The 26,897-nt window shown below is 72.3% G+C and carries 25 protein-coding genes, 1 other RNA gene and 1 pseudogene; 21 read left to right on the top strand and 6 right to left on the bottom strand.

What is annotated here, in order from left to right:
* Positions 1-316: 316 nt before the first annotated feature.
* The gene (locus tag GPJ59_RS12835; RefSeq protein ID WP_219667212.1) at positions 317-1,384 is read right to left on the bottom strand and encodes an isopenicillin N synthase family dioxygenase; all 1,068 of its coding nucleotides are present in this window, start codon (positions 1,382-1,384) and stop codon (positions 317-319) included.
* Between the two features lie 328 nt (positions 1,385-1,712).
* On the opposite strand from GPJ59_RS12835, the gene prfB reads away from it, so the two are divergent.
* Entirely contained in the window at positions 1,713-2,825 is a 1,113-nt protein-coding gene (gene prfB, locus GPJ59_RS12830) for a peptide chain release factor 2 (RefSeq protein ID WP_219667211.1), read from the top strand.
* A gap of 108 nt (positions 2,826-2,933) precedes the next feature.
* Here the strand turns inward: prfB and GPJ59_RS12825 are convergent, their stop codons facing one another.
* Positions 2,934-3,125: a hypothetical protein gene (locus tag GPJ59_RS12825; protein ID WP_219667210.1), complete on the bottom strand. Its 192-nt coding sequence runs from the start codon at positions 3,123-3,125 to the stop codon at positions 2,934-2,936.
* Between the two features lie 248 nt (positions 3,126-3,373).
* On the opposite strand from GPJ59_RS12825, the gene ftsE reads away from it, so the two are divergent.
* The 7 genes from ftsE (at position 3,374) to GPJ59_RS12790 (ending at position 8,083) form a co-directional block, all read left to right on the top strand.
* Positions 3,374-4,063: a cell division ATP-binding protein FtsE gene (gene ftsE, locus GPJ59_RS12820; protein WP_219667209.1), complete on the top strand. Its 690-nt coding sequence runs from the start codon at positions 3,374-3,376 to the stop codon at positions 4,061-4,063.
* Between the two features lie 17 nt (positions 4,064-4,080).
* Positions 4,081-5,016 carry a permease-like cell division protein FtsX gene (ftsX, locus tag GPJ59_RS12815; RefSeq protein ID WP_219667208.1) on the top strand — a complete coding sequence of 312 codons (936 nt, stop codon included), beginning with the start codon at positions 4,081-4,083 and terminating at the stop codon, positions 5,014-5,016.
* Positions 5,017-5,083: 67 nt separating this feature from the next.
* Entirely contained in the window at positions 5,084-6,316 is a 1,233-nt protein-coding gene (locus GPJ59_RS12810) for a S41 family peptidase (RefSeq protein WP_219667207.1), read from the top strand.
* An 18-nt stretch (positions 6,317-6,334) separates the two neighbouring features.
* Entirely contained in the window at positions 6,335-6,865 is a 531-nt protein-coding gene (gene smpB, locus GPJ59_RS12805; protein ID WP_258024304.1) for an SsrA-binding protein SmpB, read from the top strand.
* Between the two features lie 89 nt (positions 6,866-6,954).
* Positions 6,955-7,343: a transfer-messenger RNA gene (gene ssrA / locus GPJ59_RS12800) on the top strand.
* 138 nt (positions 7,344-7,481) lie between these two features.
* The gene (locus tag GPJ59_RS12795) at positions 7,482-7,823 is read left to right on the top strand and encodes a DUF6247 family protein (RefSeq protein ID WP_258024307.1); all 342 of its coding nucleotides are present in this window, start codon (positions 7,482-7,484) and stop codon (positions 7,821-7,823) included.
* Complete coding sequence (locus GPJ59_RS12790; RefSeq protein WP_219667206.1) at positions 7,820-8,083, top strand: hypothetical protein; 264 nt, start codon at positions 7,820-7,822, stop codon at positions 8,081-8,083. Before GPJ59_RS12795 ends, GPJ59_RS12790 begins: the two co-directional genes overlap by 4 nt.
* Here GPJ59_RS12790 and GPJ59_RS12785 read toward each other — a convergent pair.
* Entirely contained in the window at positions 8,067-9,386 is a 1,320-nt protein-coding gene (locus GPJ59_RS12785; protein ID WP_258024303.1) for an MFS transporter, read from the bottom strand. The two genes, GPJ59_RS12790 and GPJ59_RS12785, sit on opposite strands and share 17 nt — an antisense overlap.
* 88 nt (positions 9,387-9,474) lie before the next feature.
* Between GPJ59_RS12785 and GPJ59_RS12780 the strand changes: the two genes are divergently transcribed.
* The 3 genes from GPJ59_RS12780 to GPJ59_RS12770 all read left to right on the top strand — a co-directional run bounded on the left by GPJ59_RS12780 (position 9,475) and on the right by GPJ59_RS12770 (position 13,164).
* Positions 9,475-10,458, top strand: a complete 984-nt coding sequence (locus tag GPJ59_RS12780) for a LysR family transcriptional regulator (RefSeq protein ID WP_219667205.1) — start codon at positions 9,475-9,477, stop codon at positions 10,456-10,458.
* Positions 10,459-10,554: 96 nt separating this feature from the next.
* Positions 10,555-11,916 carry a nitrate/nitrite transporter gene (locus GPJ59_RS12775; protein ID WP_219667204.1) on the top strand — a complete coding sequence of 454 codons (1,362 nt, stop codon included), beginning with the start codon at positions 10,555-10,557 and terminating at the stop codon, positions 11,914-11,916.
* Positions 11,917-12,009: 93 nt separating this feature from the next.
* Positions 12,010-13,164 (top strand): uroporphyrinogen-III synthase, encoded by a 1,155-nt coding sequence (locus GPJ59_RS12770; RefSeq protein WP_219667203.1) that lies wholly within the window; start codon positions 12,010-12,012, stop codon positions 13,162-13,164.
* A gap of 40 nt (positions 13,165-13,204) precedes the next feature.
* Here GPJ59_RS12770 and GPJ59_RS12765 read toward each other — a convergent pair whose 3' ends face one another.
* Positions 13,205-13,471, bottom strand: a complete 267-nt coding sequence (locus GPJ59_RS12765) for a hypothetical protein (RefSeq protein WP_219667202.1) — start codon at positions 13,469-13,471, stop codon at positions 13,205-13,207.
* A gap of 2 nt (positions 13,472-13,473) precedes the next feature.
* Positions 13,474-13,692, bottom strand: a complete 219-nt coding sequence (locus tag GPJ59_RS12760; protein ID WP_219667201.1) for a type II toxin-antitoxin system VapB family antitoxin — start codon at positions 13,690-13,692, stop codon at positions 13,474-13,476.
* A 187-nt stretch (positions 13,693-13,879) separates the two neighbouring features.
* Between GPJ59_RS12760 and GPJ59_RS12755 the strand changes: the two genes are divergently transcribed.
* From GPJ59_RS12755 to GPJ59_RS12735, 5 genes are all read left to right on the top strand, one after another.
* Positions 13,880-14,428, top strand: coding sequence for a GNAT family N-acetyltransferase (locus GPJ59_RS12755; RefSeq protein ID WP_219667213.1), 549 nt, complete (start codon positions 13,880-13,882; stop codon positions 14,426-14,428).
* Between the two features lie 67 nt (positions 14,429-14,495).
* Complete coding sequence (locus tag GPJ59_RS12750; protein WP_219667200.1) at positions 14,496-15,056, top strand: CGNR zinc finger domain-containing protein; 561 nt, start codon at positions 14,496-14,498, stop codon at positions 15,054-15,056.
* Positions 15,057-15,216: 160 nt separating this feature from the next.
* Positions 15,217-17,508 carry a HelD family protein gene (locus GPJ59_RS12745; RefSeq protein ID WP_219667199.1) on the top strand — a complete coding sequence of 764 codons (2,292 nt, stop codon included), beginning with the start codon at positions 15,217-15,219 and terminating at the stop codon, positions 17,506-17,508.
* Positions 17,509-18,008: 500 nt separating this feature from the next.
* Positions 18,009-19,433 carry an NAD-dependent malic enzyme gene (locus GPJ59_RS12740; RefSeq protein ID WP_219667198.1) on the top strand — a complete coding sequence of 475 codons (1,425 nt, stop codon included), beginning with the start codon at positions 18,009-18,011 and terminating at the stop codon, positions 19,431-19,433.
* Positions 19,434-19,772: 339 nt separating this feature from the next.
* Positions 19,773-20,054 carry an HU family DNA-binding protein gene (locus GPJ59_RS12735; RefSeq protein ID WP_030875040.1) on the top strand — a complete coding sequence of 94 codons (282 nt, stop codon included), beginning with the start codon at positions 19,773-19,775 and terminating at the stop codon, positions 20,052-20,054.
* A 110-nt stretch (positions 20,055-20,164) separates the two neighbouring features.
* Here the strand turns inward: GPJ59_RS12735 and murA are convergent, their stop codons facing one another.
* Positions 20,165-21,505 carry a UDP-N-acetylglucosamine 1-carboxyvinyltransferase gene (gene murA, locus GPJ59_RS12730; protein ID WP_219667197.1) on the bottom strand — a complete coding sequence of 447 codons (1,341 nt, stop codon included), beginning with the start codon at positions 21,503-21,505 and terminating at the stop codon, positions 20,165-20,167.
* A 308-nt stretch (positions 21,506-21,813) separates the two neighbouring features.
* On the opposite strand from murA, the gene GPJ59_RS12725 reads away from it, so the two are divergent.
* The 5 genes and pseudogenes from GPJ59_RS12725 to GPJ59_RS12705 form a co-directional block, all read left to right on the top strand.
* Positions 21,814-22,374 (top strand): YqgE/AlgH family protein, encoded by a 561-nt coding sequence (locus GPJ59_RS12725; protein ID WP_219667196.1) that lies wholly within the window; start codon positions 21,814-21,816, stop codon positions 22,372-22,374.
* A 328-nt stretch (positions 22,375-22,702) separates the two neighbouring features.
* Positions 22,703-22,987 carry a DUF3039 domain-containing protein gene (locus tag GPJ59_RS12720; protein WP_219667195.1) on the top strand — a complete coding sequence of 95 codons (285 nt, stop codon included), beginning with the start codon at positions 22,703-22,705 and terminating at the stop codon, positions 22,985-22,987.
* A gap of 271 nt (positions 22,988-23,258) precedes the next feature.
* Positions 23,259-25,076: a beta-N-acetylhexosaminidase gene (locus tag GPJ59_RS12715; protein ID WP_374200845.1), complete on the top strand. Its 1,818-nt coding sequence runs from the start codon at positions 23,259-23,261 to the stop codon at positions 25,074-25,076.
* A 211-nt stretch (positions 25,077-25,287) separates the two neighbouring features.
* Positions 25,288-26,265, top strand: coding sequence for an FAD binding domain-containing protein (locus GPJ59_RS12710; RefSeq protein WP_374200844.1), 978 nt, complete (start codon positions 25,288-25,290; stop codon positions 26,263-26,265).
* A pseudogene (locus GPJ59_RS12705) lies at positions 26,262-26,897 on the top strand (hypothetical protein); the annotation flags it as partial. The gene GPJ59_RS12710 and the pseudogene GPJ59_RS12705, both read left to right, overlap by 4 nt.

Genomic DNA, 26,897 nt, shown 5'->3' with positions numbered 1-26,897 from the left:
GCCCGGCACCGCGCGGACACCGTCCGCAGACGGCGCCTGGCCCTGACCGGGGCCGCGGTTGCCCTGGCGGCGGCCGTCGGGGTCGGCAGCTGGCTGGCCGCCTCCGGCGACGAGACCCCGCCGCCGTCCCACAAGCCCTCGGCCCCGGCCCGGCCGTAACCGCTGCGCGGAGCCTTTCCCCTCCCCGCCCCTTCCCGAAACTGGGGGCTGCGCCCCCAGACCCCCTTACGTGCGCTCCGCGCCCGTGCGCTCAAACGCCGCGCGGGCTGGATATGCCGGGCAGCGGCACATTCCAGCCCCGCCGCGGCGGGAACCGCTACGCCACCGTCAGGTCCGGGTGCCAGCGGCGGGCCACCTCCGGGTGGGCGCGGGCGTAGCCCTTGAGCTCGTTCCGGCCGTACTCCCGGTACAAGGGATTCGCCTCGTCGTCCGACAGCCCCGGCGCGTGCGCCAGATAGGCACCCGGCACCGTCTCCACCACCGTGTCCAGCCGCGGGTTGTAGAAGAACGGCACGGAGTACCGCTCCACCGCCCCCGGCGGGCTGACCACCCGGTGGTCCGTCGCCTTCAGGTAGCCCTCCGTGGCGATCTCCAGCAGCTCGCCCAGGTTCACCACGAAGGCCCCCGGCATCGGCGGTACGTCGACGAACCCGCCCTCGCGCACCACCTGGAGCCCGCCCACCTCGTCCTGGAGCAGCAGGGTCAGGAATCCGTAGTCCTTGTGCGCGCCGACGCCCTGGTCCGCCCCGGACGGCGCCGACCCGGGATAGCGGACGAGCTTGGTGTGCAGGTGCGGGAGGTCCGCGAAGGCCGCGTCGAAGAAGTCCTCCGGCGCCCCGATCGACGCCAGCAGCTCGTGCAGCAGCCGGTGCGCGACCCCGGCCAGCCGCTCCTGCCAGGCCAGCACCACCTCACGCAGCTCCGGCAGGGCCGCCGGCCACTGGTTGGGGCCCTCCAGCCACAGGTACGCCGGGTCATCCGGGCCCAGCTCGGGCGCGGGCCGCTCCGCGCCCACGTCCAGCTGGTCGCGCCAGTCGGAGGCGCCCTGCGTCAGCTCGTGGCCGACCCGGGTGTAGCCGCGGAAGTGCGGCGAGTTCAGATTGCTCAGCGCCAGCCGGTCGGCCTCCGGGAGCGCGAAGAAGGCCCTGGTCAGCTCCAGGATCCGGGCCGTCTCGGCGGCGGTGACGCCGTGCCCGGTCAGATGCAGGAACCCGGTGTCCCGGGCGGCCGCGTGCAGCTCCTCGCGGAATCCGGCCCGCTGCGCGGGGTCGTCGGCCCGGGAGAGGTCGAGGACGGGCAGCGGGGAGGAGGAGACGGACGTGGATGAAGAGGAGGGGACGGACGAGGAGGGGACGGACGAGGAGGAAAGGTGCGCGGACGTCATGACGGCTCCGTTTCGGATGTCACTGGGGTCCCGTCCCCCAGGGGTGGCGGGGGGTGCGGCCAGGCGGCGCCACCGGCCGGGATGGGGCCGGGGCGTGCTGTGGCGCGTACAGGACCGAAGGCGAATCAGGCGTGTGGGGCTCTGGTTCAGTCCGGCGGAGGACAGCTCGTCGTCGTGACGCGCATGTAGTCCACATGGCGGCGCCTGACGAGGAGAACGTTCATAGGGTGAGCGTACGCCTGTGTCATCGCACAACCGAGCGGGTCCGTGATGTCTTCCCGCCCGCCTGGACGGCCAGGGACTTCCGCGGACCGGCTACGCTGGACCCGTGGCAGTCGTCGATGTTTCCGAAGAGCTGAAGTCCCTCTCCTCGACCATGGGGTCGATCGAGGCCGTCCTGGACCTCGACAAGATGAGGGCAGACATTGCCGTGCTCGAGGAGCAGGCCGCCGCGCCGTCCCTGTGGGACGACCCGGAGGCCGCCCAGAAGATCACGAGCAAGCTTTCGCACCTCCAGGCCGAGGTCCGCAAGACCGAGGCGCTGCGCGGCCGCATCGACGACCTCGAGGTCCTCTTCGAGCTCGCCGAGGAGATGGACGACCCGGACACCCGCGCCGAGGCCGAGACCGAGCTGGTCGCCGTCCGCAAGGCGCTGGACGAGATGGAGGTCCGCACCCTCCTGTCCGGCGAGTACGACGAGCGTGAGGCGCTGGTCAACATCCGTGCCGAGGCCGGCGGCGTCGACGCCTCCGACTTCGCCGAGCGCCTGCAGCGCATGTACCTGCGCTGGGCCGAGCGCCACGGCTACTCCACCGAGGTCTACGAGACCTCGTACGCCGAAGAGGCCGGCATCAAGTCGACCACCTTCGTGGTCAAGGCCCCGTACGCCTACGGCACCCTCTCCGTCGAGCAGGGCACCCACCGCCTGGTGCGCATCTCGCCCTTCGACAACCAGGGCCGCCGCCAGACCTCGTTCGCGGGCGTCGAGGTGCTCCCCGTCGTCGAGCAGTCCGACCACGTCGAGATCGACGAGTCCGAGCTGCGCGTCGACGTCTACCGCGCCTCCGGCCCCGGCGGCCAGGGCGTCAACACGACCGACTCGGCGGTGCGCATCACGCACATCCCGACCGGCATCGTGGTCTCCTGCCAGAACGAGCGCTCGCAAATCCAGAACAAGGCGAGCGCGATGAACGTCCTCCAGGCCAAGCTCCTGGAGCGCCAGCGCCAGGAGGAGCGGGCCAAGATGGACGCCCTCAAGGGCGACGGCGGCAGCTCCTGGGGCAACCAGATGCGCTCCTACGTGCTGCACCCGTACCAGATGGTCAAGGACCTGCGGACCGAGTTCGAGGTCGGCAACCCGCAGTCCGTCCTGGACGGCGAGATCGACGGGTTCCTGGAGGCCGGCATCCGCTGGCGCAAGCAGCAGGACACCGTCGCCTAGACGACGACCTCGTACGTGAGGACGGCCCGGACACCCTGGTGTCCGGGCCGTTCGTGCGTCTCAGCGCGGGGCAGGACCTACGATCGGGACGCGGCGGAGGGACTGCGACTACACCGTCTGGTGTGCCACCAGTGCCAGAGCCGCCACCAGGACCACCATCAGTGCGATCAGCGCCATGGGGTTCAGGCCGGCGAAGGGACCCTCCTGCTGGAGGCGCTCCCGGTTCGCCCGGCACACAGGGCAGCGGCCCTGGGCGACGGGTGCGGCGCAGTTCGCGCACACGAGCCGGTCATATGTCATGCGCTCTCCTCCTCTCGTCCCCTGGAACAACGACAAGGGGAACCAGACCGTTCCCCCTACCACTGTGCCAGCTCCGCGGACATTCGGCGCGGCCCGTCCGGGCAATCCCGGTCCCGGCCCCACCCCGCACCCACCCCACCCGGGGACATCGGCGGGGATAAATCGGGCAACTCCGGATGCCGGGTCCCCACCCGGCCCCCGTTCGCGTATGGTCACCGTCACCTACTCCCGGCGACCGTGGTGCTCCCGTGATCCGATTCGACAACGTCTCCAAGTCCTACCCGAAGCAGAACCGCCCCGCACTCAGGGACGTGTCCCTGGAGATCGTCAAGGGTGAGTTCGTCTTCCTGGTCGGCTCCTCCGGCTCCGGCAAGTCCACCTTCCTGCGGTTGATCCTGCGCGAGGAACGCGCCAGCCACGGCCAGGTCCACGTACTGGGCAAGGACCTCGCCCGGCTGAGCAACTGGAAGGTCCCGCAGATGCGCCGCCAGCTGGGGACGGTCTTCCAGGACTTCCGGCTGCTGCCCAACAAGACCGTCGCCGAGAACGTCGCCTTCGCCCAGGAGGTCATCGGCAAGCCGCGCGGCGAGATCCGCAAGGCCGTCCCGCAGGTCCTGGAGCTGGTGGGCCTCGGCGGCAAGGAGGGCCGGATGCCCGGCGAGCTGTCGGGCGGCGAGCAGCAGCGCGTGGCGATCGCCCGGGCCTTCGTCAACCGGCCGGCGCTGCTGATCGCGGACGAGCCCACCGGCAACCTCGACCCCCAGACCTCCGTCGGGATCATGAAGCTGCTGGACCGCATCAACCGCACCGGCACCACCGTCATCATGGCGACCCACGACCAGCAGATCGTGGACCAGATGCGCAAGCGCGTCATCGAACTCGAACAGGGCCGTCTCGTCCGCGACCAGTCGCGCGGCGTCTACGGCTACCAGCACTGAAAGGCCGAAGACTCGCCATGCGCGCCCAGTTCGTCATGTCGGAGATCGGCGTCGGTCTCCGCCGCAACCTCACGATGACCTTCGCCGTGGTCATCTCGGTCGCCCTGTCCCTGGCCCTGTTCGGCGGCTCCCTGATCATGGCCGAGCAGGTCGCCCGGATGAAGGGCTACTGGTACGACAAGGCCAACGTCTCGATCTACCTGTGCAACAAGAACGACGCCCAGGAGGGCGGCGCCGGTCCCGCGGGCACTGCCTGTGCCAAGGGCGCCGTGACCAGCGAGCAGAAGCAGCAGATCGAGACCGACCTGAAGAAGCTGGAGCTGGTCAGGACCGTCTACTACGAGTCCGCGGACGAGGCGTACAAGCACTACAAGGAGCAGTACGGCCACACGGCACTGGCCAGCACCATCACCCCGGACCAGATGCAGGAGTCGTTCCGGGTCAAGCTGCGCAACCCGGAGAAGTACAAGGTCATCACCACCGCCTTCGCCGGCCGCGACGGGGTCTACACCGTCGACGACCAGCGCAAGGAGATGGACCAGCTCTTCCGCTACCTCGGATACCTCAACGTCGCCGCCCTCGGCATCATGGGGATCATGCTGGTCGTGGCGCTGCTGCTGATCGTCAACACCGTGCGCGTCTCGGCGTTCAGCCGTCGGCGGGAGACCGGGATCATGCGGCTCGTCGGCGCCTCCAGCTTCTACATCCAGGTGCCGTTCATCATGGAGGCCGCCGTCGCCGGCCTGATCGGCGCCACCATCGCCTGCCTGATGCTGGGCTCCGGGCAGTACTTCGTGATCGACCACGGCCTGGCGTTGCGCGACAAGATCCAGGTCATCAACTTCATGGGCTGGGACTCGCTCCTGTCCAAGCTGCCGCTGGTGCTCGCCGTCGGCCTGCTGATGCCCTCGATGGCAGCGTTCCTCGCGCTGCGCAAGTACCTGAAGGTGTGACGAGCGCCCCGCGAGCGGTACGGCCAACGCCCCGTACCGCCACGGGGCTTGTCCTAGACTCGGCGCCATGCCGGCCCGCCCAGCCCTGTGTCTGCGGCCCCGCGACCTGCGTCGCGGGGCTGTTCTGACGTTGGCCTTACTCGCGGCGCTCGGTGCCACCGCCAGCGCCGGCTGCTGGGAGCGTGGCGACGAGCACCGCATCGAGGCGGTCGGCATCGGGGCAGGCGGCGCCGACCCGGGCCGGGGCTCCCGTACGGGTGACGGGTCCGCCACGGGTGACGGTTCCGGGCCCCGTTCCGGTACCGCCGACCGGGACGCCGTCGCGCGGGCCGCCGCCGAGGCCGTGGCGGAGGGCAAGTCCGGCAAGAAGGCGGCCCAGGAGGTGGTCAGCCGCAGTGGCGACCGCTGGGGCGTGGTCTACGACCCGGGCGAGTACGAGGCCTTCGAGCAGGACCTCGACGGCCACTGGACCGGAGTGGGCCTGTGGGTCGGCCGCGGCCGGGGCGACCGCATCGAGGTCGACCGGGTCCAGCCCGGCGGACCCGCCGACCGGGCCGGGATCGCGCCCGGCGACCTGCTCCAGGAGATCGACGGCCGGCCCGTCACCGGGCTCCCCGCCGCCGAGGTGGTCGCCCTGCTGCGCGGAGCGGCCGGCACCCCGGTCGAGCTCCGGCTGACCGGCCGCGACGGCGGCGTGCGCACCGCGGCCCTGCGCCGCGAGCAGCTGAGCAGCGAGCCCGTCACCGTCACGCAGCTGCCCGGCCGGATCACCGTCATCAAGGTCGCCTCCTTCACCCGCGGCTCGGGCGAACGCGTCCGCTCCGCCGTCCGCGCCGCGCCGGCCGACGCCGGCTTCCTGCTGGACCTGCGCGGCAACCCGGGCGGCCTGGTCGCCGAGGCCGTCACCGCCGCGTCCGCCTTCCTCGACGGCGGGCTGGTCGCCACGTACGACGTACGCGGCCGCGAGCGCGCCCTGTACGCCGAGCCGGGCGGCGACACCGGCCGGCCGCTGGTGGCCCTGGTCGACGGCGGCACCATGAGCGCCGCCGAGCTGGTCACCGGCGCCCTCCAGGACCGTGGGCGCGCGGTCACCGTCGGCAGCCGCACCTTCGGCAAGGGCGCCGTGCAGATGCCGACCGAGCTGCCCGACGGCTCGGTCGCCGAGCTGACCGTGGGCACGTACCGCACCCCGGCCGGGCGCAGCCTGGACGGGCGCGGCATCACCCCGGACCTCGCGGCGGGGCCGCGCGCGGAGGAGCGGGCCCGTTCGGTATTGGGTGGCCTCAGGGGGCCCTCGTAGTGCGAAAATGGCCGCACTATGGCAAAGGGACTCGTCAACGTGCAGGGCAAGCCTGCGAAGAACAAGAGCCAGGACAAGGGGCCGGAGCGCAAGCTCATCGCGCAGAACAAGAAGGCGCGACACGACTACCACATCGTCGACACCTACGAGTGCGGTGTGGTGCTCATGGGCACCGAGGTCAAGTCGCTGCGGATGGGCCGGGCGTCGCTCGTGGACGGCTTCGTCCAGATCGACGGCCACGAGGCCTGGCTGCACAACATCCACGTCCCGGAGTACACCCAGGGCAGCTGGACCAACCACTCGGCGAAGCGCAAGCGCAAGCTGCTGCTGCACCGGGCCGAGATCGACAAGCTGGAGCAGAAGGCCTCGGAGACGGGTCACACGATCGTGCCCCTCGCGCTGTACTTCCTGGGCAGCCGGGTGAAGTGCGAGATCGCGCTCGCCAAGGGCAAGAAGGAGTACGACAAGCGCCAGACGCTGCGCGAGCAGCAGGACCGGCGTGAGGCGGACCGGGCGATGTCCGCGGCGCGCAGGCGGCAGCGGGGTTAAATCCTGTAGCTTCCGACGGTCGTGGTCGCGTACCATGGCGTCAGCACCTCCCCCGTGGTGAGGGGTGGCGCAGCTTGAAAACACAACATGGGGATGATCGGTTTCGACAGCGGATGTCGAGGCAGGGGAAGCGAGCCGAGGAAGCGGCAATGATCTCGTTAACCCTATGTCGCAAAAAATAATCGCCAACACCAAGAGCGATAACTCCCGCTTCGCCCTCGCTGCCTAATAACAGCGAGCTGAAGCCTCTGTGAGGAGCGTCAGCCCGGGGATGATCCCGACCCGGATCCTGGCGTAATCAAGGGATCTAAACCTCTAGCCCCGGTCACGGGGGTCGGAGGGAAATCAAACAGTGACTGAGCCCGTCGGAGACTTGTCCGCGTGATCTCCGGGGCCGAGAAAATCGAAGCGGACTGCGCTCGGAGAAGTCCTGGCTCTCCACCGTTGGACGCGGGTTCGATTCCCGCCATCTCCACTCATCCCATGTGGGCGAAGGCCCCGCAGTCGACACGGCTGCGGGGCCTTCGTCATGTCCGAAGCTTCCGCGTGAGGGCGGGCGCGGCGGTAGCGTGGGATCCGCTCCCGCGTGGGGCCTGACTGAGGAGGACACGTGAGTATGCCGATCGCCGCCGGGGGCGGGCCGCTGATCCCCATGCCGGACCTCACGCCCGCTGCCCTCCGCGAGGCCGTCGCGAAGATCGCTCCCAGCCGCGTGCCCGACCTGACCCAGCACCTCTTCGACGCCACGACGAGTGCCCAGCAGACGCAGTCCCTGGCCCCGTTGCGAGCCTTCATCCATTCCTGGGCCGTCTTCGTGGAGATCGAACGCCATCCCCGCAGGGCGGCACGCCTCCACGCCTTGGAGCGGGTGATCCAGGAGGGGACGGACGATCCGGCGTCCGCGCTGGCGGAGATCCAGCAGATCCTCGACGAGGCAGAGGCCGAGACCGGCCTGTGAGCGACTGGACCTGGGACTACAACACCGACGACCACGCTCACGTGACCGGCGGCCTGCCGCCCGGTGTGATCGCGGAGGTCGAGCGGATCGCCACCGAATTGTCGGTACTGGGCCGTGACGCCGAAGCCGTCGGTCGGCCCACCGGAAGATCGGGTGGCCTTCGCGAGTTCGACATTCTCGGTGGACGCGGCTTCATCAACTTTCTCGTCGTCCCCCGGCACGAGTGTGTCTACGTCTGCGGCATCACGTGGTACGAGTGATCCTTCCCATCGTGCCCGTGCGGACGAGGGCCAGGGTGGCGGCGGCGGTCGGGACGGCGTAGGCGGTTACGGGGCCGAGGTGGTCCGTGATGGCGCCGGAGGCCGCGGAGCCGGCTGCGATGCCGGCGAGGATGGCCGTCACGGCGAGTGTCATGCCCTCGTTGAGGCGGCCTTCGGGTGTGTGCCGGTGGACCAGCGACATCGCCGTGACCATCGTCGGGGCGGTGGCCATGCCGGCCACGAGCAGGGCCAGGGCCAGCAGCGGCAGGGAGCCGGTGGCGGCGGCCGCCCAGGGCAGGGCCATCAGGGCGGCCAGGGCGGCGACGCAGGTCAGGAGCGTGCGCGGGCGGCGGGTGCCGTAGAGGAGGCCGGCCGCGCAGGAGCCGAGGGCCTGGAGGGCGAGGACGGGGCCGGCGGTGGCGCCGAGGCCGCGGGAATCGAGGTAGGCGATGGAGGCGACCTCCATGGCGCCGAACAGCGTGCCCAGGAGCAGGAAGAGCACCAGCAGGGGGCGGATGCCGGGGGAGCGGAGCGGGGAGGGCTGACGGATGGACGCGGGGGTCAGCGGGGGTTCGGTCGAGCGCTGGGACGTGAAGAGCAGCATGCCGGTCAGGAGGAGGCCGGCGGCGGTGAGGGTGCCGGCCTCGGGTGCGACGGTGGTGCACAGGGCCGCGGCCAGGACGGGGCCGAGCATGAAGCAGGCTTCGTCCGCCGCCTGTTCGAAGGACATGGCGGTGTGGTGGGCGGCCGGACGGCCGCGCAGCAGATGGGTCCAGCGGGCGCGGGACATGCCGCCGGTATTGGGTGTGGTCGCGGTCGCGGCGTAGGAGGCGAAGAGGGTCCAGGCGGGTGCCCCGGTGTGGACGCACACGACCAGGGCGAGCGAGCCGAGGACGGCGACGGCGGTGGCCGGCACGGCGATGCGCGCCTGGCCGTGGCGGTCGACGAGCCGGGCCGTCCAGGGTGCGACCAGGGCGGTGGCGGCGAGTCCGGTGGCGGTGACCCCGGCCGCGAGGGCGTACGAGCCGCGCTGGCCGGCGATCATCATGATCGCGCTCACGCTGAACATGCCCATCGGGAGGCGCGCGATCAGGTTGCCGGCGGTGAAGCGCCGGGTGCCGGGCAGGGCGAACAGGCGGCGGTAGGGGCCGGGCGGCCGGCGGGTGGCCGCCGCCGCCCTCGTCGGCGCCGCCGTCCGTGCGGTGGCCGGCGCCGCCGTCCGTGCGGTGACCGGTGTGGCGGTCAGGGTGGTGGTCGGGGCGGTGTGGACCAGGGTGGTGCCGGTGACGGTCATGAGGGGCATGGGAACCAGCCTCCGGGCGGCGGCCGGTGATCGTCCAACACCTGTTCGGAGGTGATTCACGCGGTTGTGTTGTTAGTGTGCACGGGTGATGACGCGTGATGTGGAACCCAGGCTGCTGCGCGGGTTCGTGGCGGTCGCCGAGGAGCTGCACTTCACCCGGGCCGCGGCCCGGCTGTACGTCGCCCAGCAGGCGCTCAGCCGGGACGTGCGCAGGCTCGAACAGGCCCTGGGCGCCGAGCTGTTCGTGCGGACGACCCGGCAGGTGGAGCTCACCGCGGCGGGGGAGCGGCTGCTGCCGCTGGCCCGCGAGGTGCTCCGGGCCTGCGAGGACCTGGTCGCCGCCTTCGACGGCGGCGACGCGGACCGGGCGCTGCTGGTCGACCTGAACACCGACGGGCCCAGCACCGGCCGCTCGGTGCTGGAGCGGGCGCGTGAGCTGGCGCCGGGGTGCGAGCTGATGGCGCGCTTCGAGAGCGGGCTGACGTACGCCGCGACCGAGATCCTCGCCGGCCGGCTGGACGTCTCCTTCGGGCACTTCGGCGGGCTCGACGCGGGGCTGCGGGCCCGGCTGGAGCGGCAGCCGGTGCGCTACGAGCCGCTGGCGGTGCTGCTGCCCGAGGACCATCCGCTGGCGGAGCTGACGCAGGTGCCGCTGCGGGCGCTGGCAGGGGAGTCCGTGTACGCGGGGGCCGGCAACCCGCGGACGCTGGAGTGGACCGCGCTCGCCCGGACGCTGTTCGTGGGGACCGGGGCCGAGGTGGCCCCGCCCGCACCGGTGGCGATAGGGAAGGAGGAGTTCCAGCGGGTGATGGCCAAGACCCGCAACCCGGTGCTGGTGACGGCCACCTTCCTGAACATGCCCGGCTGCGTGAAGCGGCCGCTGGTGGACCCGGTGCCGCTGTCCCCGGTGTCGATGGTGTGGCGCAGGGGCGTGCGCCATCCCGGGCTGGCCGCCCTGCGCACGGCCGCCGCCGAGCTGGCCGCCGTACGCGGATGGCTCGACGTGCCCGAGGGCGCCTGGCTGCCCGAGCCGGAACGGGAACCGCTCACATCCGGCCGCCCCGGCGGGTGAGAGCAAGGTTTCCCACCGGTCATCCGGCGGGGACCGGGGCCGAAACGCGCCCTTCCTAGCGTCGTCCTGACGGAGACGACAGCTAGGGAGGGCGTGATGACCGCACCGCGCACGGGCGGCCGCTGGATCGAGCGGTGGGACCCCGAGGACGAGACCTTCTGGAAGGAGTCGGGGGAGCGGATCGCCCGGCGCAACCTGGTCCACTCGGTGTTCAGCGAACACATCGGGTTCTCGATCTGGTCGCTGTGGTCGGTCATGGTGCTCTTCATGGGCCCGGAGTACGGGGTCGACCCGGCCGGGAAGTTCTTCCTGATCGCCACCGCCACGTTCGTCGGCTCCCTGGTCCGCATCCCCTACACCTTCGCCGTCGCCCGCTTCGGCGGCCGGAACTGGACCGTGGTCAGCGCCCTGCTGCTGCTCGCGCCGACACTCGCCGCGCTGGCCGTCATGGAGCCGGGGACCTCGTACACGACGTTCCTGCTGGTCGCGGCGCTCACCGGGGTCGGCGGCGGCAACTTCGCCTCCTCCATGACCAACATCAACGCCTTCTTCCCGTTGCGCAAGAAGGGCTGGGCGCTCGGGCTCAACGCGGGCGGCGGCAACATCGGCGTACCCGTCGTGCAGCTGATCGGACTCCTGGTCATCGCCACCGCCGGGGCCGGCCACCCGCGGCTCCTGCTGGTGATCTACCTGCCGCTGATCGTGCTGGCCGCGACGCTCGCGGCGACCCGCATGGACAACCTCGCGCCCGTGCGCAACGACACCGGGGCGGTGAAGGAGGCGCTGCGCGACGCGCACACCTGGATCATGTCGTTCCTCTACGTCGGCACGTTCGGGTCCTTCATCGGCTACAGCTTCGCCTTCGGGCTGGTGCTCCAGACGCAGTTCGGCCGGACCCCCCTCCAGGCCGCCTCGCTGACCTTCATCGGGCCGCTGCTGGGCTCCCTGATCCGGCCGCTCGGCGGCTGGCTGGCGGACCGGTTCGGCGGGGCGCGGATCACGCTCGGCAACTTCGTGGCGATGGCCGCCGCGACCTGCGTGGTCGTCCTGGCCTCCGTGCAGAAGTCGCTGCCCGTCTTCCTGGTCGGCTTCGTGGCGCTGTTCGTCCTCACCGGGCTCGGCAACGGCTCGACGTACAAGATGATCCCCGGCATCTTCCAGGCCAAGGCGCTGGCCCGCGGCATGGCCGGCGAGGACGCGGCCGCGTACGGGCGGCGGCTGTCCGGTGCCTCCATGGGCCTGATCGGCGCCGTCGGCGCCCTCGGCGGGCTGGGCATCAACCTCGTCTTCCGGGAGGCCTTCCGCAGCTCCGGTTCGGGCACCGCGGCGTTCGTCACCTTCCTCGGCTTCTACGCCGTCTGCTGCGCGGTGACCTGGGCGGTATACCTTCGCCGCCCCGCGGCCGCCGCGGCACCGGCCCCGGACGCCAGTGCGAAACCGCAGCTCACGTCGGTGTAACCGGGGTGAAATACGCGTGAACCGAGCCTGATACGCCCCGTTGGCAGGCTCGGTTCCGGCGTAACCCCCCCTCGTTTCGCAAGGCAGGTCACGATGCAAGAGAACGCTGCCCCGGACACCGGCCCGCTGGCCGGCTTCACCGTCGGCGTCACCGCCGCCCGCCGCGCCGACGAGCTGATCGCCCTGCTGCGGCGGCGCGGCGCGGCCGTGCTGCACGCGCCCGCCCTGCGCATCGTGCCGCTGGCCGACGACAGCGAACTGCTGACCGCCACCAAGGAGCTGATCGGCTGCGCCCCCGACGTGGTGGTGGCCACGACCGCCATCGGCTTCCGCGGGTGGATCGAGGCCGCCGACGGCTGGGGGATCGGCGAGGACCTGCTCGGCCGGCTGCGCCAGACCGAACTCCTCGCGCGCGGACCGAAGGTGAAGGGCGCGATCCGGGCGGCCGGGCTGGTGGAGGCCTGGTCGCCGGAGTCCGAATCCCTCGCCGAGGTGCTGGACCACCTGCTCGACGCCGGCGTCGCCGGCCGCCGCATCGCCCTCCAGCTGCACGGGGAGCCGCTGCCCGGGTTCGTCGAGGCCCTGCGGGCCGGCGGGGCCGAGGTGGTCGGCGTACCGGTGTACCGGTGGATGCCGCCGGAGGACGTGGCACCGCTGGACCGGCTGCTCGACGCGATCGCGGCGGGCACCGTCGACGCGGTCAGCTTCACCAGCGCGCCCGCCGCCGCCTCCCTGCTGGCCCGGGCCCAGGAACGGGGGCTGAAGGCAGCCGTCCTGTCCGGGCTGCGCAGCGAGGTGCTGGCCGCCTGCGTGGGACCGGTCACCGCGCTGCCGCTCCAGGGCGAGGGCGTGCCCACGGTCCAGCCCGAACGCTTCCGGCTCGGCCCGCTCGTGCAGCTGCTGTGCAAGGAACTCCCCGGCCGGGCCCGGGTGCTGCCGGTGGCCGGCCACCGCCTGGAGATCCGCGGCCACGCCGTCCTGGTCGACTCCGAGCTGCGCCCCGTACCGCCCGCCGGGATGGCCCTGCTGAGCGCCCTGGCCCGCCGCCCAGGCTGGGTCGTGCCCCGCGCCGACCTGCTGCGCTGCCTGCCGGGCGCGGGCCGCGACGAACACGCGGTGGAGACGGCGATGGCCCGCCTGCGCGGCGCCCTGGGCACCCCGAAACTGATCCAGACGGTCGTCAAGCGCGGCTACCGCCTGGCCCTGGACGCGGGCACGGAAGCGAAGTACGGCGACGACCGGCCGTAGCCCGTCCGAGCGGGTCCGTAGCCCGTCCGTAGCCCGTCCGTCAGGCCGTGACCCGGTGCACGTTGTGTTCCTGCACGTCCGGCAGCAGTCCGGCAGCGGCGGTGAGGTCCTTGTCGTCGTGCAGGACGACGAGCCCCTGGTGCGCCGCGGTCGCGCAGATGAGCCAGTCGACGACCGACAGGCTCTGATGGCGGCCGCGCTGAGCCAGACGGTACTGCGCGGCCTCGATCCACCGCCAGGCGTCCTTGGGGACGGTGACGTCCGGATAGAGATCACCGAACAGATCGGTCATCGCGTCGTCGAGCATGCTCAGGCGATGCCCTTCTCGGCGGCGTGCAGTCGCCAGAAGCCGTCCTCGTCCCAGTCCTGGGCGGCCTGGAAGTGGCGCAGGCGCGCTTCGCTGCGGCGCCGGCGCTCGTTGTACTCGCGCAGCGCGAGGTTCACCATCTCCTTCTTCGTGCGCACCCCGGACCGGCGCATCGCTTCGGCCAGTGCGTCGTCGTCGATGTCGATCTGCGTGGTGGACATGGTGCCTCCCGCGTCTGTGGCTCCCATACAAAACTAGTGGGCAGTTCATACATGAGGTCCACCGAAGGGCTGCTGCCTCGCCCTGGACGCGGCCGGGAGGGCAAGTACGGCGGCTCGACTGAGGCCGGCCCCGGCTCTGGTCATGGCCCTGGTCCCGGCGTGGGGGACGGGTTAGCGTGCCGGGATGATGATCAGTGAGGGTGTGGAGATGCGGGGGGTCGGGCTCGGCGATGCCGCCGGGCTGGCCGAGGTGCTGGGCCGCAACCGGGACCACATGCGTCCCTTCGAGCCGTACCGCCCCGAGAGCTTCTACACGGAGCAGGGCCAGCGCGAGCGGATCGAGCAGCAGCTCGCCGCGCGGGACGCGGGAGCGCTGGTGCCGTTCCTCCTCGTCGACACCACCACGGGCACGCCCGTCGGCGCGATCAACCTCGGCAGGATCGAGCAGGGCCCCTTCCGCAGCGGCGGCATCGGCTACTGGGTCGACGAGGCCCGGCGCGGCAAGGGGCTGGCCGCGGCCGCCGCCGACGCGGTGTGCCGGCACGCCCGCGACGTAGTCGGCCTGCACCGGGTGGAGGCCGGCACCCTCCTCGACAACCTCGCCTCGCAGCGGGTGCTGGAGAAGGCCGGATTCGAACCCTTCGGGGTCGCCCCCAAGTACCTGCACATCAACGGCGCCTGGCGCGACCACCGGCTCTTCCAGCGGCTCCTGCACGACGATCCGCCCGCTGTCTGAGGGGTTCCGTACACGGCCCGCCGCGGGCACTCTGGGGAAGCTACGGCTTACCGAGGCGGTGACGGGCATGTGGTTCGACTCCGGGCGGGTCTGCCTGGACCTGGTGGCCACCCACCGGCCCCACGAGGGCCTCAGGGACGGCGGCGAGCTGCGGCTGTGGCTCACCGGGGCCGGGCTGGTGCCCGACCGGACGCCCCTGGCCGGGGTGGGAGCCGAGTGGCTGGCGCCGTTCCGGGCCCTGCGGGCCGACGTGTCGGCGCTGGTCCGCGCGGAGCTCGACGGCACGCCCCCGGACGACGGGGCACTGGCCCGGGTCAACGCGCTGGCCGCCGGCCCGCCGCCCGGGCTGTGCGCCGTACGCGACCACGAGGGGCACCTCGTACGCGAGCTGTGCGGCGGCGTCGAGTGCGCGGCCCTGCTCGCGGCGGTCGCCCGGGACGCCGTGGAGCTGCTCACCGACCCCGGTGAGCGGGCCCTGCTGCGGGCCTGCGAGGGCGAGGGCTGCACCCGCGTCTACCTGGACACCTCCCGCGGCCACCGCCGCCGCTGGTGCTCCAGCGAGCTGTGCGGCAACCGCGAACGCGTCGCCCGGCACCGGCGCAGGACCCTGGCGGGGCCCGTCGGATAGGCGGTACGGCGTGCAGGCCTTCCTTCGCCTCCACGCCGCGCCCCGGCTCCGCGCCCCGCCTCCGCACCTGCCCCGCGCCCGCCCCCGCGCCCGTGCGTGCGCGTTTCCGCCGGTTCGCGTACGGTTGACGGTCGCCCACGCACGTCAGAAGGGGGCCTTGGTGGCCGCGCAGGATGCCGCTGTCGACAGCACGGCGGATTCCGTCCGCGATCGGGAGATCGCGGTCGAGCAGACTCATCTGGACCAGGTCTACCGCCGGCTGGAGGAGAAGATCCACGAGGCGGAGTTCCTGATGAACGACGCGGCCAAGCGCGGCCAGGTCGGCACCCCCGGCGCGCTCGCCGAGCGCGACGCGCAGGTCTTCCGGGCCGGGATCCACCTCAACCGCCTCAACAACGAGTTCGAGGACTTCCTCTTCGGCCGCATCGACCTCGTCCTCGGCAAGGACGGCGAGCGCGGGCCGGACGGCGCGTACACCTCCGTCGAACCCGCCGACGACGCGATCCGCCCCGACCTGAGCGCCGACATCGCCGAGACCCTGCACATCGGCCGCATCGGCGTGCTCGACGCCGACTACTCCCCGCTGGTCATCGACTGGCGGGCGCCGGCCGCCGCGCCGTTCTACCGCTCCACGCCCAAGGACCCCGGCCGCGTCGTGCGCCGCCGCGTCATCCGCTCCAAGGGCCGCAAGGTGCTCGGCGTCGAGGACGACCTGATGCGCCCGGAGGTCACCGCCTTCCTCGGCGGCGAGGAGCTGCCCGCCATCGGCGACGGCGCCCTGATGGCCGCGCTCGGCCGGGCCCGTACGCACACCATGCGCGACATCGTCTCCTCCATCCAGGCCGAGCAGGACCTGGTCATCCGGGCCCCCGCCGCCTCCGTCGCCGAGGTCTCGGGCGGACCGGGCACCGGCAAGACCGCCGTCGCCCTGCACCGGGCCGCCTACCTGCTCTACCAGGACCGCCGGCGCTACTCCGGAGGCATCCTGGTCGTCTCGCCGACCCCGCTGCTGGTCGCGTACACCGAGGGCGTGCTGCCCTCGCTCGGCGAGGAGGGCCAGGTCGCCATCCGGGCCCTGGGCTCCCTGGTCGACGGCGCCGAGGCGACCGCGTACGACGAACCGCCCGTGGCCCGGATCAAGGGCTCGGCGCGGATGCTCAAGGTGCTGCGCAAGGCCGTCCGCGGCGCGCTGGAGCTCGGGAACGCCCCCGAGCGGCTGCGCGTGGTGGCCTTCGGCCGCCGCCAGGAGCTGGAGGCCGACGAGCTCAGCGGCATCCGGCAGGTGGTCCTCGGCGGCACCGCCCCCGTCAACCTGCTGCGGCCGCGGGCCCGCAAGCTGCTGCTGGACGCGCTGTGGGCGAAGTCGGGCGGCGCCGGCCGGCACACCGACCCCGAACTCGCCGCCGAGCTGCGCTCCGCCTTCGACGAGGACATCTCCACCGAGGACGTCTTCGTCGACTTCCTCAACGCCTGGTGGCCGGAGCTGACCCCGCGCGGGGTGCTCTCCGCGATGGCCGACGAGCGGCGGCTGGGCCGCTGGTCGCGGCGGGTCCTCAACCCCCGCGAGACCCGGCTGCTGGCCCGCTCCCTGCGCCGCGAGGAGCTGTCCGTGCACGACGTGGCGCTCCTGGACGAGCTCCAGGGGCTTCTGGGGGCGCCGGCCCGGCCGAAGAAGAAGCGCGAGCTCGACCCGCTGGAGCAGCTGACCGGGCTGGAGGAGCTGATGCCCCGCCGCGAGGAGAGCGCGTGGGAGCGGGCGGAGCGGCTGGCGGCGGAGCGCACCGAGTACGCGCACGTGATCGTCGACGAGGCGCAGGACCTCACGCCCATGCAGTGGCGGATGGTGGGCCGGCGCGGGCGCACCGGTACCTGGACGGTGGTGGGCGACCCGGCGCAGTCCTCCTGGCCGGACCCGCAGGAGGCGGCCGAGGCCCGGGACGAGGCGCTGGGCACGCGCCCGCGCCGCCGGTTCACGCTGACCGTGAACTACCGCAACCCGGCCGAGATCGCCGAGCTCGCGGCGAAGGTGCTGCGCCGGGCCATGCCCGGCATGGAGCCCCCGTCGGCGGTCCGTTCGACGGGGCTGCGGCCGCGCTTCGTCGCGGCGCAGGACGACGCGCTGGCCGAGACGGTGCGGGCCGAGACCCGCAGGCTGCTGGAGCAGGTGGACGGCACGGTGGGCGTGGTCGTGGCCATGGACCGGCGCGTCGAGGCGGCCGGCTGGCTGGCAGAGCTCGGCGGGCGGGCGGTGGCCCTGGGCAGCCTGGAGGCCAAGGGCCTGGAGTACGACGCCACGGTCGTGGTCTCCCCGGCGGAGATCGAGCAGGAGTCCCCGGCGGGGCTGCGGGTACTGTACGTGGCGCTGACGCGCGCGACCCAGCAGCTGACCGTGGTCTCGACCGGCCTCGACGCCCCCGACGGGGCGGCGGTCCCGGCGGTGCTGCGCGACTGAGGCGCCGGCTGAAGGAGGCGCCGCGCGACTGCCGAGGCGTCGGCTGACGGAGGCGTTGCGTGACCGAGGCCTCGCTGCTGCTGCGTACGCCGTCCGGCCCGACGGCGTACCGCCGTCCGGCCCGCGGCCAGGCGCGTGGTCCGGCGAGCGATTGCGGCGTCGGGGAATCGCTTTCCGCGATCCTTTGTTAGCCTGGTACGGCACCGGCTCGATCCAAGCCCCCGGGCCCAACCTTCGTCGCTCAGAGCGACCACTTGCCGCGAGGCGAGCATGGCGGGTCGGTGTTCTAGTCGTTTCAGACAGGTCCGCGCCCCTCCTCCGGGAGGGGCGCGGACCTGTTTTCGTGGCCGGTATGCGTGGGGACCACCCTTCCACGCCGCTCCCCGTATCTCGTATGGTGGAAGAGTCTTTCCGAAGTTTGTAGCCGGTTACCGGCTACCGGCCGGTAGGTGGGACGATCGGACAACAGGTCCAAAAAGGGAAAGCAGAGGAACACGGCCATGGCAACGGCGCCCAGCGTCTCGTACTCGATGACGGTCCGCCTGGAGGTGCCCGCGAGCGGAACCGCGGTCTCCCAGCTCACCACCGCCGTGGAGTCCTCCGGCGGGTCGGTCACCGGCCTCGACGTCACCGCTTCCGGCCACGAGAAGCTCCGTATCGACGTCACGATCGCCGCCACCTCCACGGCGCACGCCGACGAGATCGTCGAGAAGCTGCGCGGCATCGAGGGCGTCTCGCTCGGCAAGGTCTCCGACCGTACGTTCCTGATGCACCTCGGCGGCAAGATCGAGATGGCGTCCAAGCACCCCATCCGCAACCGCGACGACCTCTCGATGATCTACACCCCGGGTGTGGCCCGCGTGTGCATGGCGATCGCCGAGAACCCCGAGGACGCCCGCCGCCTCACCATCAAGCGCAACTCCGTCGCAGTCGTGACGGACGGCTCCGCCGTGCTCGGCCTCGGCAACATCGGCCCGAAGGCCGCGCTGCCCGTCATGGAGGGCAAGGCGGCCCTCTTCAAGCGCTTCGCCGGCATCGACGCGTGGCCGATCTGCCTCGACACCCAGGACTCCGACGAGATCGTCGCGATCGTCAAGGCCATCGCCCCCGGCTTCGCCGGCATCAACCTGGAGGACATCTCCGCCCCCCGCTGCTTCGAGATCGAGGCGCGGCTGCGCGAGGCGCTGGACATCCCGGTCTTCCACGACGACCAGCACGGCACCGCCATCGTCGTACTCGCCGCCCTGACCAACGCACTTCGCGTGGTGGGCAAGGCCATCGGCGACGTCAAGGTCGTCATGTCCGGTGCCGGCGCGGCCGGTACGGCCATCCTGAAGCTGCTGCTCTCGGCCGGTGTGAAGAACGCCGTCGTCGCCGACGTCCACGGCGTCGTGCACGCCGGACGCGCCGACCTCGTCGAGGCCGACGCCGACTCCCCGCTGCGCTGGATCGCCGACAACACCAACCCCGAGGGCTACACCGGCACGCTGAAGGAAGCCGTCGTCGGCGCCGACGTGTTCATCGGCGTCTCGGCCCCCAACGTGCTGTCCGGCGAGGACGTCGCCGCCATGGCGGACGGCGCCATCGTGTTCGCGCTCGCGAACCCGGACCCCGAGGTGGACCCCGCCGTCGCCCGCCAGACGGCCGCCGTCGTGGCCACCGGACGCTCGGACTTCCCGAACCAGATCAACAACGTCCTGGTGTTCCCGGGCGTCTTCCGCGGTCTGCTGGACGCCCAGTCCCGGACCGTGAACACCGACATGATGCTCGCCGCGGCGAGCGCGCTCGCCGACGTCGTCGGCGAGGACGAGCTCAACGCGAACTACATCATTCCTTCGGTGTTCAACGACAAGGTCGCCGGCGCGGTCGCGGGCGCCGTCCGCAAGGCCGCCTCCGCCGCTGTGACGGGCCCCACGTCCGCCTGATCCCGGCGCGTCGCGGGATGCGGGACACGCGGGCCGCCTCTAGGGTTGCGGGGATGCCCGCGAGGTCCGCGGTCCGCATCCTCCGAGATCTCCACCGGTGCGGACGGAGCGTCACCGCGGCGTGACTGTGGCGCTTTTCGTGTGACCCTGGCGGGTGCCGGATTGGCTTTCCCGCCGCTGGTGGGGGCAGGATGCGTGACTGTGGCGCGAGGGTCTGACGGCAGACCCGGGTCCGGGGACTGTCCGAGGGCCCTGGCAGCATCGGCTTCGTTGGTGCCAAACATGCGGCTCTGCGCCGCGTGGCACGCCTCATAGGCAAGTTGAACACGGGAGTACAACATGAACCGCAGTGAGCTGGTGGCCGCTCTGTCCGAGCGCGCCGAGGTGACCCGCAAGGACGCCGACGCCGTTCTGGCCGCGCTCGCCGAGACCATCGGCGAGGTCGTCGCCAAGGGCGACGAGAAGGTCACCATCCCCGGCTTCCTGACCTTCGAGCGCACCCACCGTGCCGCTCGCACCGCTCGTAACCCGCAGACCGGCGACCCCATCCAGATCCCGGCCGGCTACAGCGTGAAGGTCTCCGCGGGCTCCAAGCTCAAGGAAGCCGCCAAGGGCAAGTAGTCCTTGTACGGCTGTTGGCCGCCGCTCCGGCGCCAGTAGTACGTAGAACGCGAAGGGCGGCCACCCGGACCGGGTGGCCGCCCTTACGCGTGTCCGCGGGCGTCTGCGCCTCAGACGAGGTCTCCGCTGGGGAGTTCGACCTTCGCGCCGAGCTCCACGAGCTTGTCCATGAAGTTCTCGTAGCCGCGGTTGATCAGGTCGATGCCGTGGACCCGCGAGGTGCCCTCGGCCGCCAGCGCCGCGATCAGGTACGAGAACCCGCCGCGCAGGTCGGGGATGACCAGGTCGGCGCCCTGCAGCTTGGTCGGGCCGGAGACGACCGCCGAGTGCAGGAAGTTGCGCTGGCCGAAGCGGCAGGCCGAGCCGCCCAGGCACTCGCGGTAGAGCTGGATGTGAGCACCCATCTGGTTCAGCGCCGAGGTGAAGCCGAGCCGGGACTCGTAGACCGTCTCGTGGACGATCGACAGGCCCGAGGCCTGGGTCAGCGCCACGACCAGCGGCTGCTGCCAGTCGGTCTGGAAGCCGGGGTGGACGTCGGTCTCCAGGGCGATCGCGTTCAGCGGGCCGCCCGGGTGCCAGAAGCGGATGCCCTCGTCGTCGATTTCGAAGGCGCCGCCGACCTTCCGGTAGGTGTTCAGGAAGGTCATCATCGAGCGCTGCTGGGCGCCGCGCACGTAGATGTTGCCGCCGGTCGCCAGGGCCGCGGAGGCCCACGAGGCGGCCTCCAGGCGGTCCGGGATCGCCTGGTGGTTGTAGCCGCCGAGACGGTCCACACCGGTGATCCGGATGGTCCGGTCGGTGTCCATGGAGATGATGGCGCCCATCTTCTGCAGCACGCAGATGAGGTCCTCGATCTCCGGCTCGACCGCGGCGTTGGTCAGCTCGGTGACGCCCTCGGCCAGGACGGCCGTCAGCAGGACCTGCTCGGTCGAGCCGACCGAGGGGTAGGGCAGGCGGATCTTGCAGCCGCGAAGGCGCTGCGGGGCCTCCAGGTACTGGCCGTCCTCGCGCTTCTCGATGGTCGCGCCGAACTGGCGCAGCACGTCGAAGTGGAAGTCGATCGGCCGGCCGCCGATGTCGCAGCCGCCCAGGCCCGGGATGAAGGCGTGGCCGAGGCGGTGCAGCAGCGGGCCGCAGAACAGGATCGGGATCCGGGAGGAGCCCGCGTGCGCGTCGATGTCGGCGACGTTGGCGCTCTCGACGTGCGTGGGGTCGAGCACCAGCTCGCCGGGCTCCTCGCCCGGGCGGACCGTCACACCGTGCAGCTGGAGCAGGCCGCGGACGACCCGGACGTCACGGATGTCGGGCACGTTGCGCAGGCGGCTGGGCCCGCTGCCGAGGAGAGCGGCGACCATGGCCTTGGGCACGAGGTTCTTCGCGCCGCGGACCCGGATCTCGCCCTCCAGCGGGGTACCGCCGTGGACAAGCAGGACATCGTCTGTGCCGGTCATGAATCTCGCGTTCCGAGTCGGGGATCCCCCGGGGTTGCCGGTGGATGTGGGCAGGGCCAGATCAAAGGGTAAGGGTCACCACCCCCCGGTTCGTAAGGCCGACGTGGCCGCGGATGTGTCATGGATTCGCCACAGCACCGTCCGTAGCGCCCTCGGTGCACCCTCAGTGTCGGCCTCATGGCGGAGGGTTGCATTCCGCCGTCCGGCCCAACGCGCGCTCCTTCACGCTGCCGTGCGCCCTGAGCCGCGTACGGACTTGTCCTCCCGCCCGCTCCCCCTCACGGGCGAATGTGCGAGATCATGGCGGCATGACCGAGGTGTCCTCCCTCACAGGGCGGCTGCTCGTGGCCACCCCCGCCCTCGCGGACCCGAACTTCGACCGCGCGGTGGTGCTCCTGCTCGACCACGACGAGCAGGGCTCCCTCGGCGTGGTCCTCAACCGGCCCACGCCCGTGGGCGTCGGCGACATCCTGCTGCCCTGGGCCGAGCTCGCGGGCGATCCGGGCGTGGTCTTCCAGGGCGGCCCGGTCGCCCTCGACTCCGCCCTCGGCATCGCCGTCATCCCCGGCGACGAGGGCCCGCTCGGCTGGCGCCGGGTGCACGGCGCCATCGGCCTGGTGGACCTGGAGGCCCCGCCGGAACTGCTGGCCAGCGCCCTCGGGTCCTTGCGGATCTTCGCCGGCTACTCCGGCTGGGGGCCCGGCCAACTGGAGGACGAGCTCAGCGACGGCGCCTGGTACGTCGTGGAGTCCGAGCCCGGCGACGTGTCGTACCCGGCGCCCGAGCACATGTGGCGGGCGGTGCTGCGCCGCCAGCGCAGCGAGCTGGCGATGGTTGCCACGTACCCGGACGACCCGTCGCTCAACTGAGCCCGGCGGGGTTCGGCATGTTCTTGGGAGGAATCGCATCTGAGATCCGGAGTCGCGGAGCGCCGGCGCAGCGCTACGATGTCTACACCCACGCAGGAGTCACCGAAGGCACAAACCCGGCGCAAGGCCGGTGGACCCGGTTCCCTGGGACGTTGATCGCGTGAGGACTGCCCGGCTGAGAGGCCGGGCATGCGGGGCGTGAGCCACGCGTCCCAGCTACCGGCATACGCGGGTAGCTCAGATGCGGGAGATCCCACCACATCCAGTGGTGCCCTACTCGCAAGCCCAGTCCTTCAGGGCCGGGTCAAGTTGGCTACCCTTGGCTGTTATGAGCACTCTTGAGCCCGAGCGCGGGACTGGCACGGGGACCCTCGTAGAGCCGACGCCGCAGGTGTCCCACGGCGACGGCGACCACGAGCGCTTCGCCCACTACGTCCAGAAGGACAAGATCATGGCGAGCGCACTCGACGGCACCCCCGTCGTGGCGCTCTGCGGCAAGGTGTGGGTGCCGGGCCGCGACCCGAAGAAGTACCCGGTCTGCCCCCTGTGCAAGGAGATCTACGACTCCATGGGCCCGGGCGGGGACAAGGACAAGGGCGGCAAGGACAAGTAGGCCGCCCGCAGGGCGTGCCGGGACGCCGGCTGCTCCGCGGGACTCGGCGCCACGGGGCGCACGGAGGTGCGTTCCGTGGGCCTTCGCATGCGCGGGAGACCACAGGGCCAGGTCAGCGGCGGATGCGTTCTTTGAACCCTTCTTCCATTCTCCTGCGCACGCGGGAGGTACCCCCACCCCCGGCTGAAGCCGAGGGCTTCCTCGAAGGGGATACGGTGAACGCGCGCTGTGCCGCCGTGTGCAACGCCTGACCGCGGAGGGGGCCGCCGCCGTGCCCGACCTGCCTACCAGGCCTGCCCTGATTCCGGAGCCCCGGTACGCCCGTTTCCCCGGCGCCTCCTGGGTGCTCGACGACCCGGTGCTGGTGGCCGGTCCCGGTACCGAGGGCACCGCCCGCTGGCTGCGCCGGGAGATCGGCGCCGCCACCGGCTGGGACCTCCCCGCGCCCGGACCCGGCCGGCCGGGCTCCCCCGGCCGGGTGATCCGCCTCGCCCTGCGGCCCGGGCTCGCCGCGGCGCTGGGCCCGGAGGGCTACGAGCTCCACCTCTCCGAGAACCTCGGCGTGCTGCTCGAAGGCGCCGGCGACGCCGGGCTGTTCTGGGCCGCGCAGACGTTCCGCCAGCTGCTCGGCCCCGACGCGTACCGGCGGGCCCCGCTCGCCCCCGGCCGCGCGTGGACGGTGCCGGCGGGGGACGTCCAGGACGGTCCCCGGTTCGGCTGGCGCGGGATGATGCTCGACGTCGCCCGGCACTTCCTGCCCAAGGACGGGGTGCTGCGCTACCTCGACCTGCTCGCCGAGCACAAGCTCAACGTGCTGCACCTGCACCTGACGGACGACCAGGGCTGGCGCATCGAGATCGAGCGGTACCCCCGGCTCACCGAGGTCGGCGCCTGGCGGCCGCGCAGCCGGCGCGGGCACCGGGCCTCGCCGCTGTGGAACGAGACCCCGCACGGCGGGTTCTACACCCGGGACGACATCCGCGAGATCGTCGCGTACGCCGCCGAGCGCCACATCCGGGTGGTCCCCGAGATCGACATCCCCGGCCACTCGCAGGCGGCGATCGCGGCGTACCCCGAGCTCGGCAACACGGACGTCGTGGACACCGCTGCCCTCGGGGTGTGGGACGACTGGGGCATCGGCGAGAACGTGCTGGCGCCGACCGAGTCCGTACTGCGCTTCTACGAAGGCGTCTTCGAGGAGCTGCTGGAGCTCTTCCCGCCGGAGGTCTCGCCGTTCGTGCACATCGGCGGCGACGAATGCCCCAAGACCCAGTGGCGGGCCTCCCCGGCGGCCCAGGCCCGGATCCGCGAACTCGGCCTGGCCGACGAGGACGAGCTCCAGTCGTGGTTCGTGCGGCACTTCGACACCTGGCTGGCGGAGCGGGGGCGCCGGCTCATCGGCTGGGACGAGATCCTGGAGGGCGGACTCGCGCCCGGCGCCGCGGTCTCGTCGTGGCGCGGCTACGCGGGCGGCGTCGCGGCCGCCGAGGCCGGGCACGACGTGGTGATGTGCCCGGAGCAGCACGTGTACCTGGACCACCGTCAGGACGGCGGCCCCGACGAGCCGGTGCCGATCGGGTACGTACGCACGCTGGCGGACGTCCACCGCTTCGAGCCGGTTCCGCCGAAGCTGTCGCCCGCGGCGGCGCGCCATGTCCTGGGGGCGCAGGCCAACATGTGGACCGAGGTGACGGAGGACCAGGACCGGATCGACTACCAGGTGTTCCCGCGGCTGGCGGCCTTCGCCGAGGCGGTGTGGTCGTCGCCGAGGCCGGGGGTGGACGGCTCCGGCGGGGGTGGCCAGGTGGGTGGGGCCGTCGGGCGTGGCTTCGCGGACTCCTCGGACTCCTCGGACTCCTCGGACTCCTCGGACTCCTCGGTCTCCGCGGACTCCGCAGACCCCTCGGACTTCTCGGACTCCTCGGACTCCTCGGACTTCGCGGACTTCGAGCGGCGGATGCGGGACGCGCACTACGCCCGGCTCGACGCGCTGGGCGTCCGCTACCGGCCCCCCGGCGGGCCGCGGCCGTGGCAGCGGCGGCCCGGCGTGCTCGGCCGCCCGCTGGACGGCGAGCCCCCGCAGGCGTGAGTGCATCCGATCATGGCCGGCTTCCCCCCGTCTTCCCCGTCTTCCCCCGGCTTCCGCCTCCCGCCGGAATGTCCGCTGATGGGCGCAGATGGTCTCCGATGGCCGGGAATGACCCCTGATACGGGGCGAATCGGGCGAGTTGGGGCGGTGGGCGGCGAGCAGATGGTCGAGGGGGCGCCCGGTGGACCCTCGCGCCGGGACCGTGTGGAAGATGTGCCAGAGTTGCCACGTCCCAGCGGTGAGCACGTACCGTACGGCGGACAGGCGTCAGCGCCGGGACCGGGGACATCGGGAAGGGGCAGCTGGGTTGACCACCAACGCACCGCACGCAGCGCAGGCGGCGCAATCCGTCACGCTGCCGGCCTCGCTCGACGAGGCTGTGGCGGCGCTCGCCGCCATGCCTGCCGCAGTTCCGGTTGCCGGAGGCACCGATCTGATGGCGGCCGTCAACGCCGGACTGCTGCGCCCCGCCGCGCTGGTGGGACTCGGCCGGATCAACGAGATCCGCGGCTGGCAGTACCAGGACGGGCACGCGCTGCTGGGTGCCGGCCTCACCCACGCCCGTATGGGCCGACCCGACTTCGCCGCCCTGATCCCGGCCCTGGCCGCCGCCGCCCGCGCCGCCGGCCCGCCGCAGATCCGCAACGCCGGCACGCTCGGCGGCAACATCGCCAGCGCCGCCCCGACCGGCGACGCGCTGCCGGTGCTGGCCGCCCTGGAGGCCGAGCTGATCATCGTCGGCCCCGGCGGGCAGCGGGAGATCCCGGTGTCGCACCTGCTGGCGGGCCGCGAGATGTTGAGCCCCGGCGAGTTGATCGGCTTCGTCCGGGTGCCGCTGCTGCACGCGCCGCAGGTCTTCCTGAAGGCGACGGGCCGGACCGGCCCGGGGCGCGCGGTGGCGTCCGTAGGGCTTGTGCTGGACCCCGCGCGCCGGGGCGTACGGATCGCCGTGGGCGCCGTCGCCCCGATGCCGCTGCGGCCGCTGGAGGCCGAGCAGTGGGTCGCCTCGCTGATCGACTGGGACGGCGAGCGGATGCTGGCGCCGGAGGCGCTGGAGGCCTTCGGCGAGTACGTCGGGGCGGCATGCGTACCGGACCAGGGGGACCCGGTTCCGGCGGGGGTGCTGCATCTGCGGCGGACTGTGGCCGTGCTGGCACGGCGGGCCCTGGGGAGGGCGCTGACCTCATGAGTGAGAACGAGAACGTGACGGGTACGGGCGCGCCGAGCGCAGGCGCGGGCGCAGGCGCGGGTGCTGGTGCCGGCGCGGGTGCTGGTGCCGGCGCGGGTGCGTCCGGTGCGGCGGGCCCGGGGGGTCCGGCGGGCTTCGGCTGGGAGCCGGTGCCGCACGGCGGCGACTACGACTCCGACGCCACGGCCTTCGTCCAGCTCCCGCAGGACATGCTCGAAGCCCTCGGCATGGGCGAGCCGCTGGCCGCGCCCGGGCACGGGTACGTGCCGCCGCCGATGATCGTCCCGCTCAACTCGGGCGCGAGCGCGGACCCGACGGCCACGGGGACGTGGACGATCCCGACGCAATGGCCGGAACCGGACGCCGCCGCGGCCCCCGCCGCGGACCCCGAGCCGACAGCGGGCGCGGACTTCGACCCGTACGGGGACCAGCACCTGCCCGTCGACCCGCACCTGGCCGTCGACCCGGACCCGGCCTCGACGGCGGAGTGGCAGTTCCCCGAGGCCGTCCGGCATATCTCCCTGGACGCGGACTGGAGCCAGGCTCCGGCCACGCTGCCGGGCGGCGCCCCGGCGCCGTGGGCGAGCCACCCGGACTTCGGCGCGGCGGCGGGCGGTTCGCCTGCCGCGGCC

This window comes from Streptomyces bambusae (genome assembly GCF_019400985.1).
Classification (GTDB): Bacteria; Actinomycetota; Actinomycetes; order Streptomycetales; family Streptomycetaceae; genus Streptomyces; species Streptomyces bambusae_A.
The sequence above is the reverse complement of the archived record's forward strand: the minus strand, read 5'-3'. Positions and strand labels throughout refer to the sequence as shown.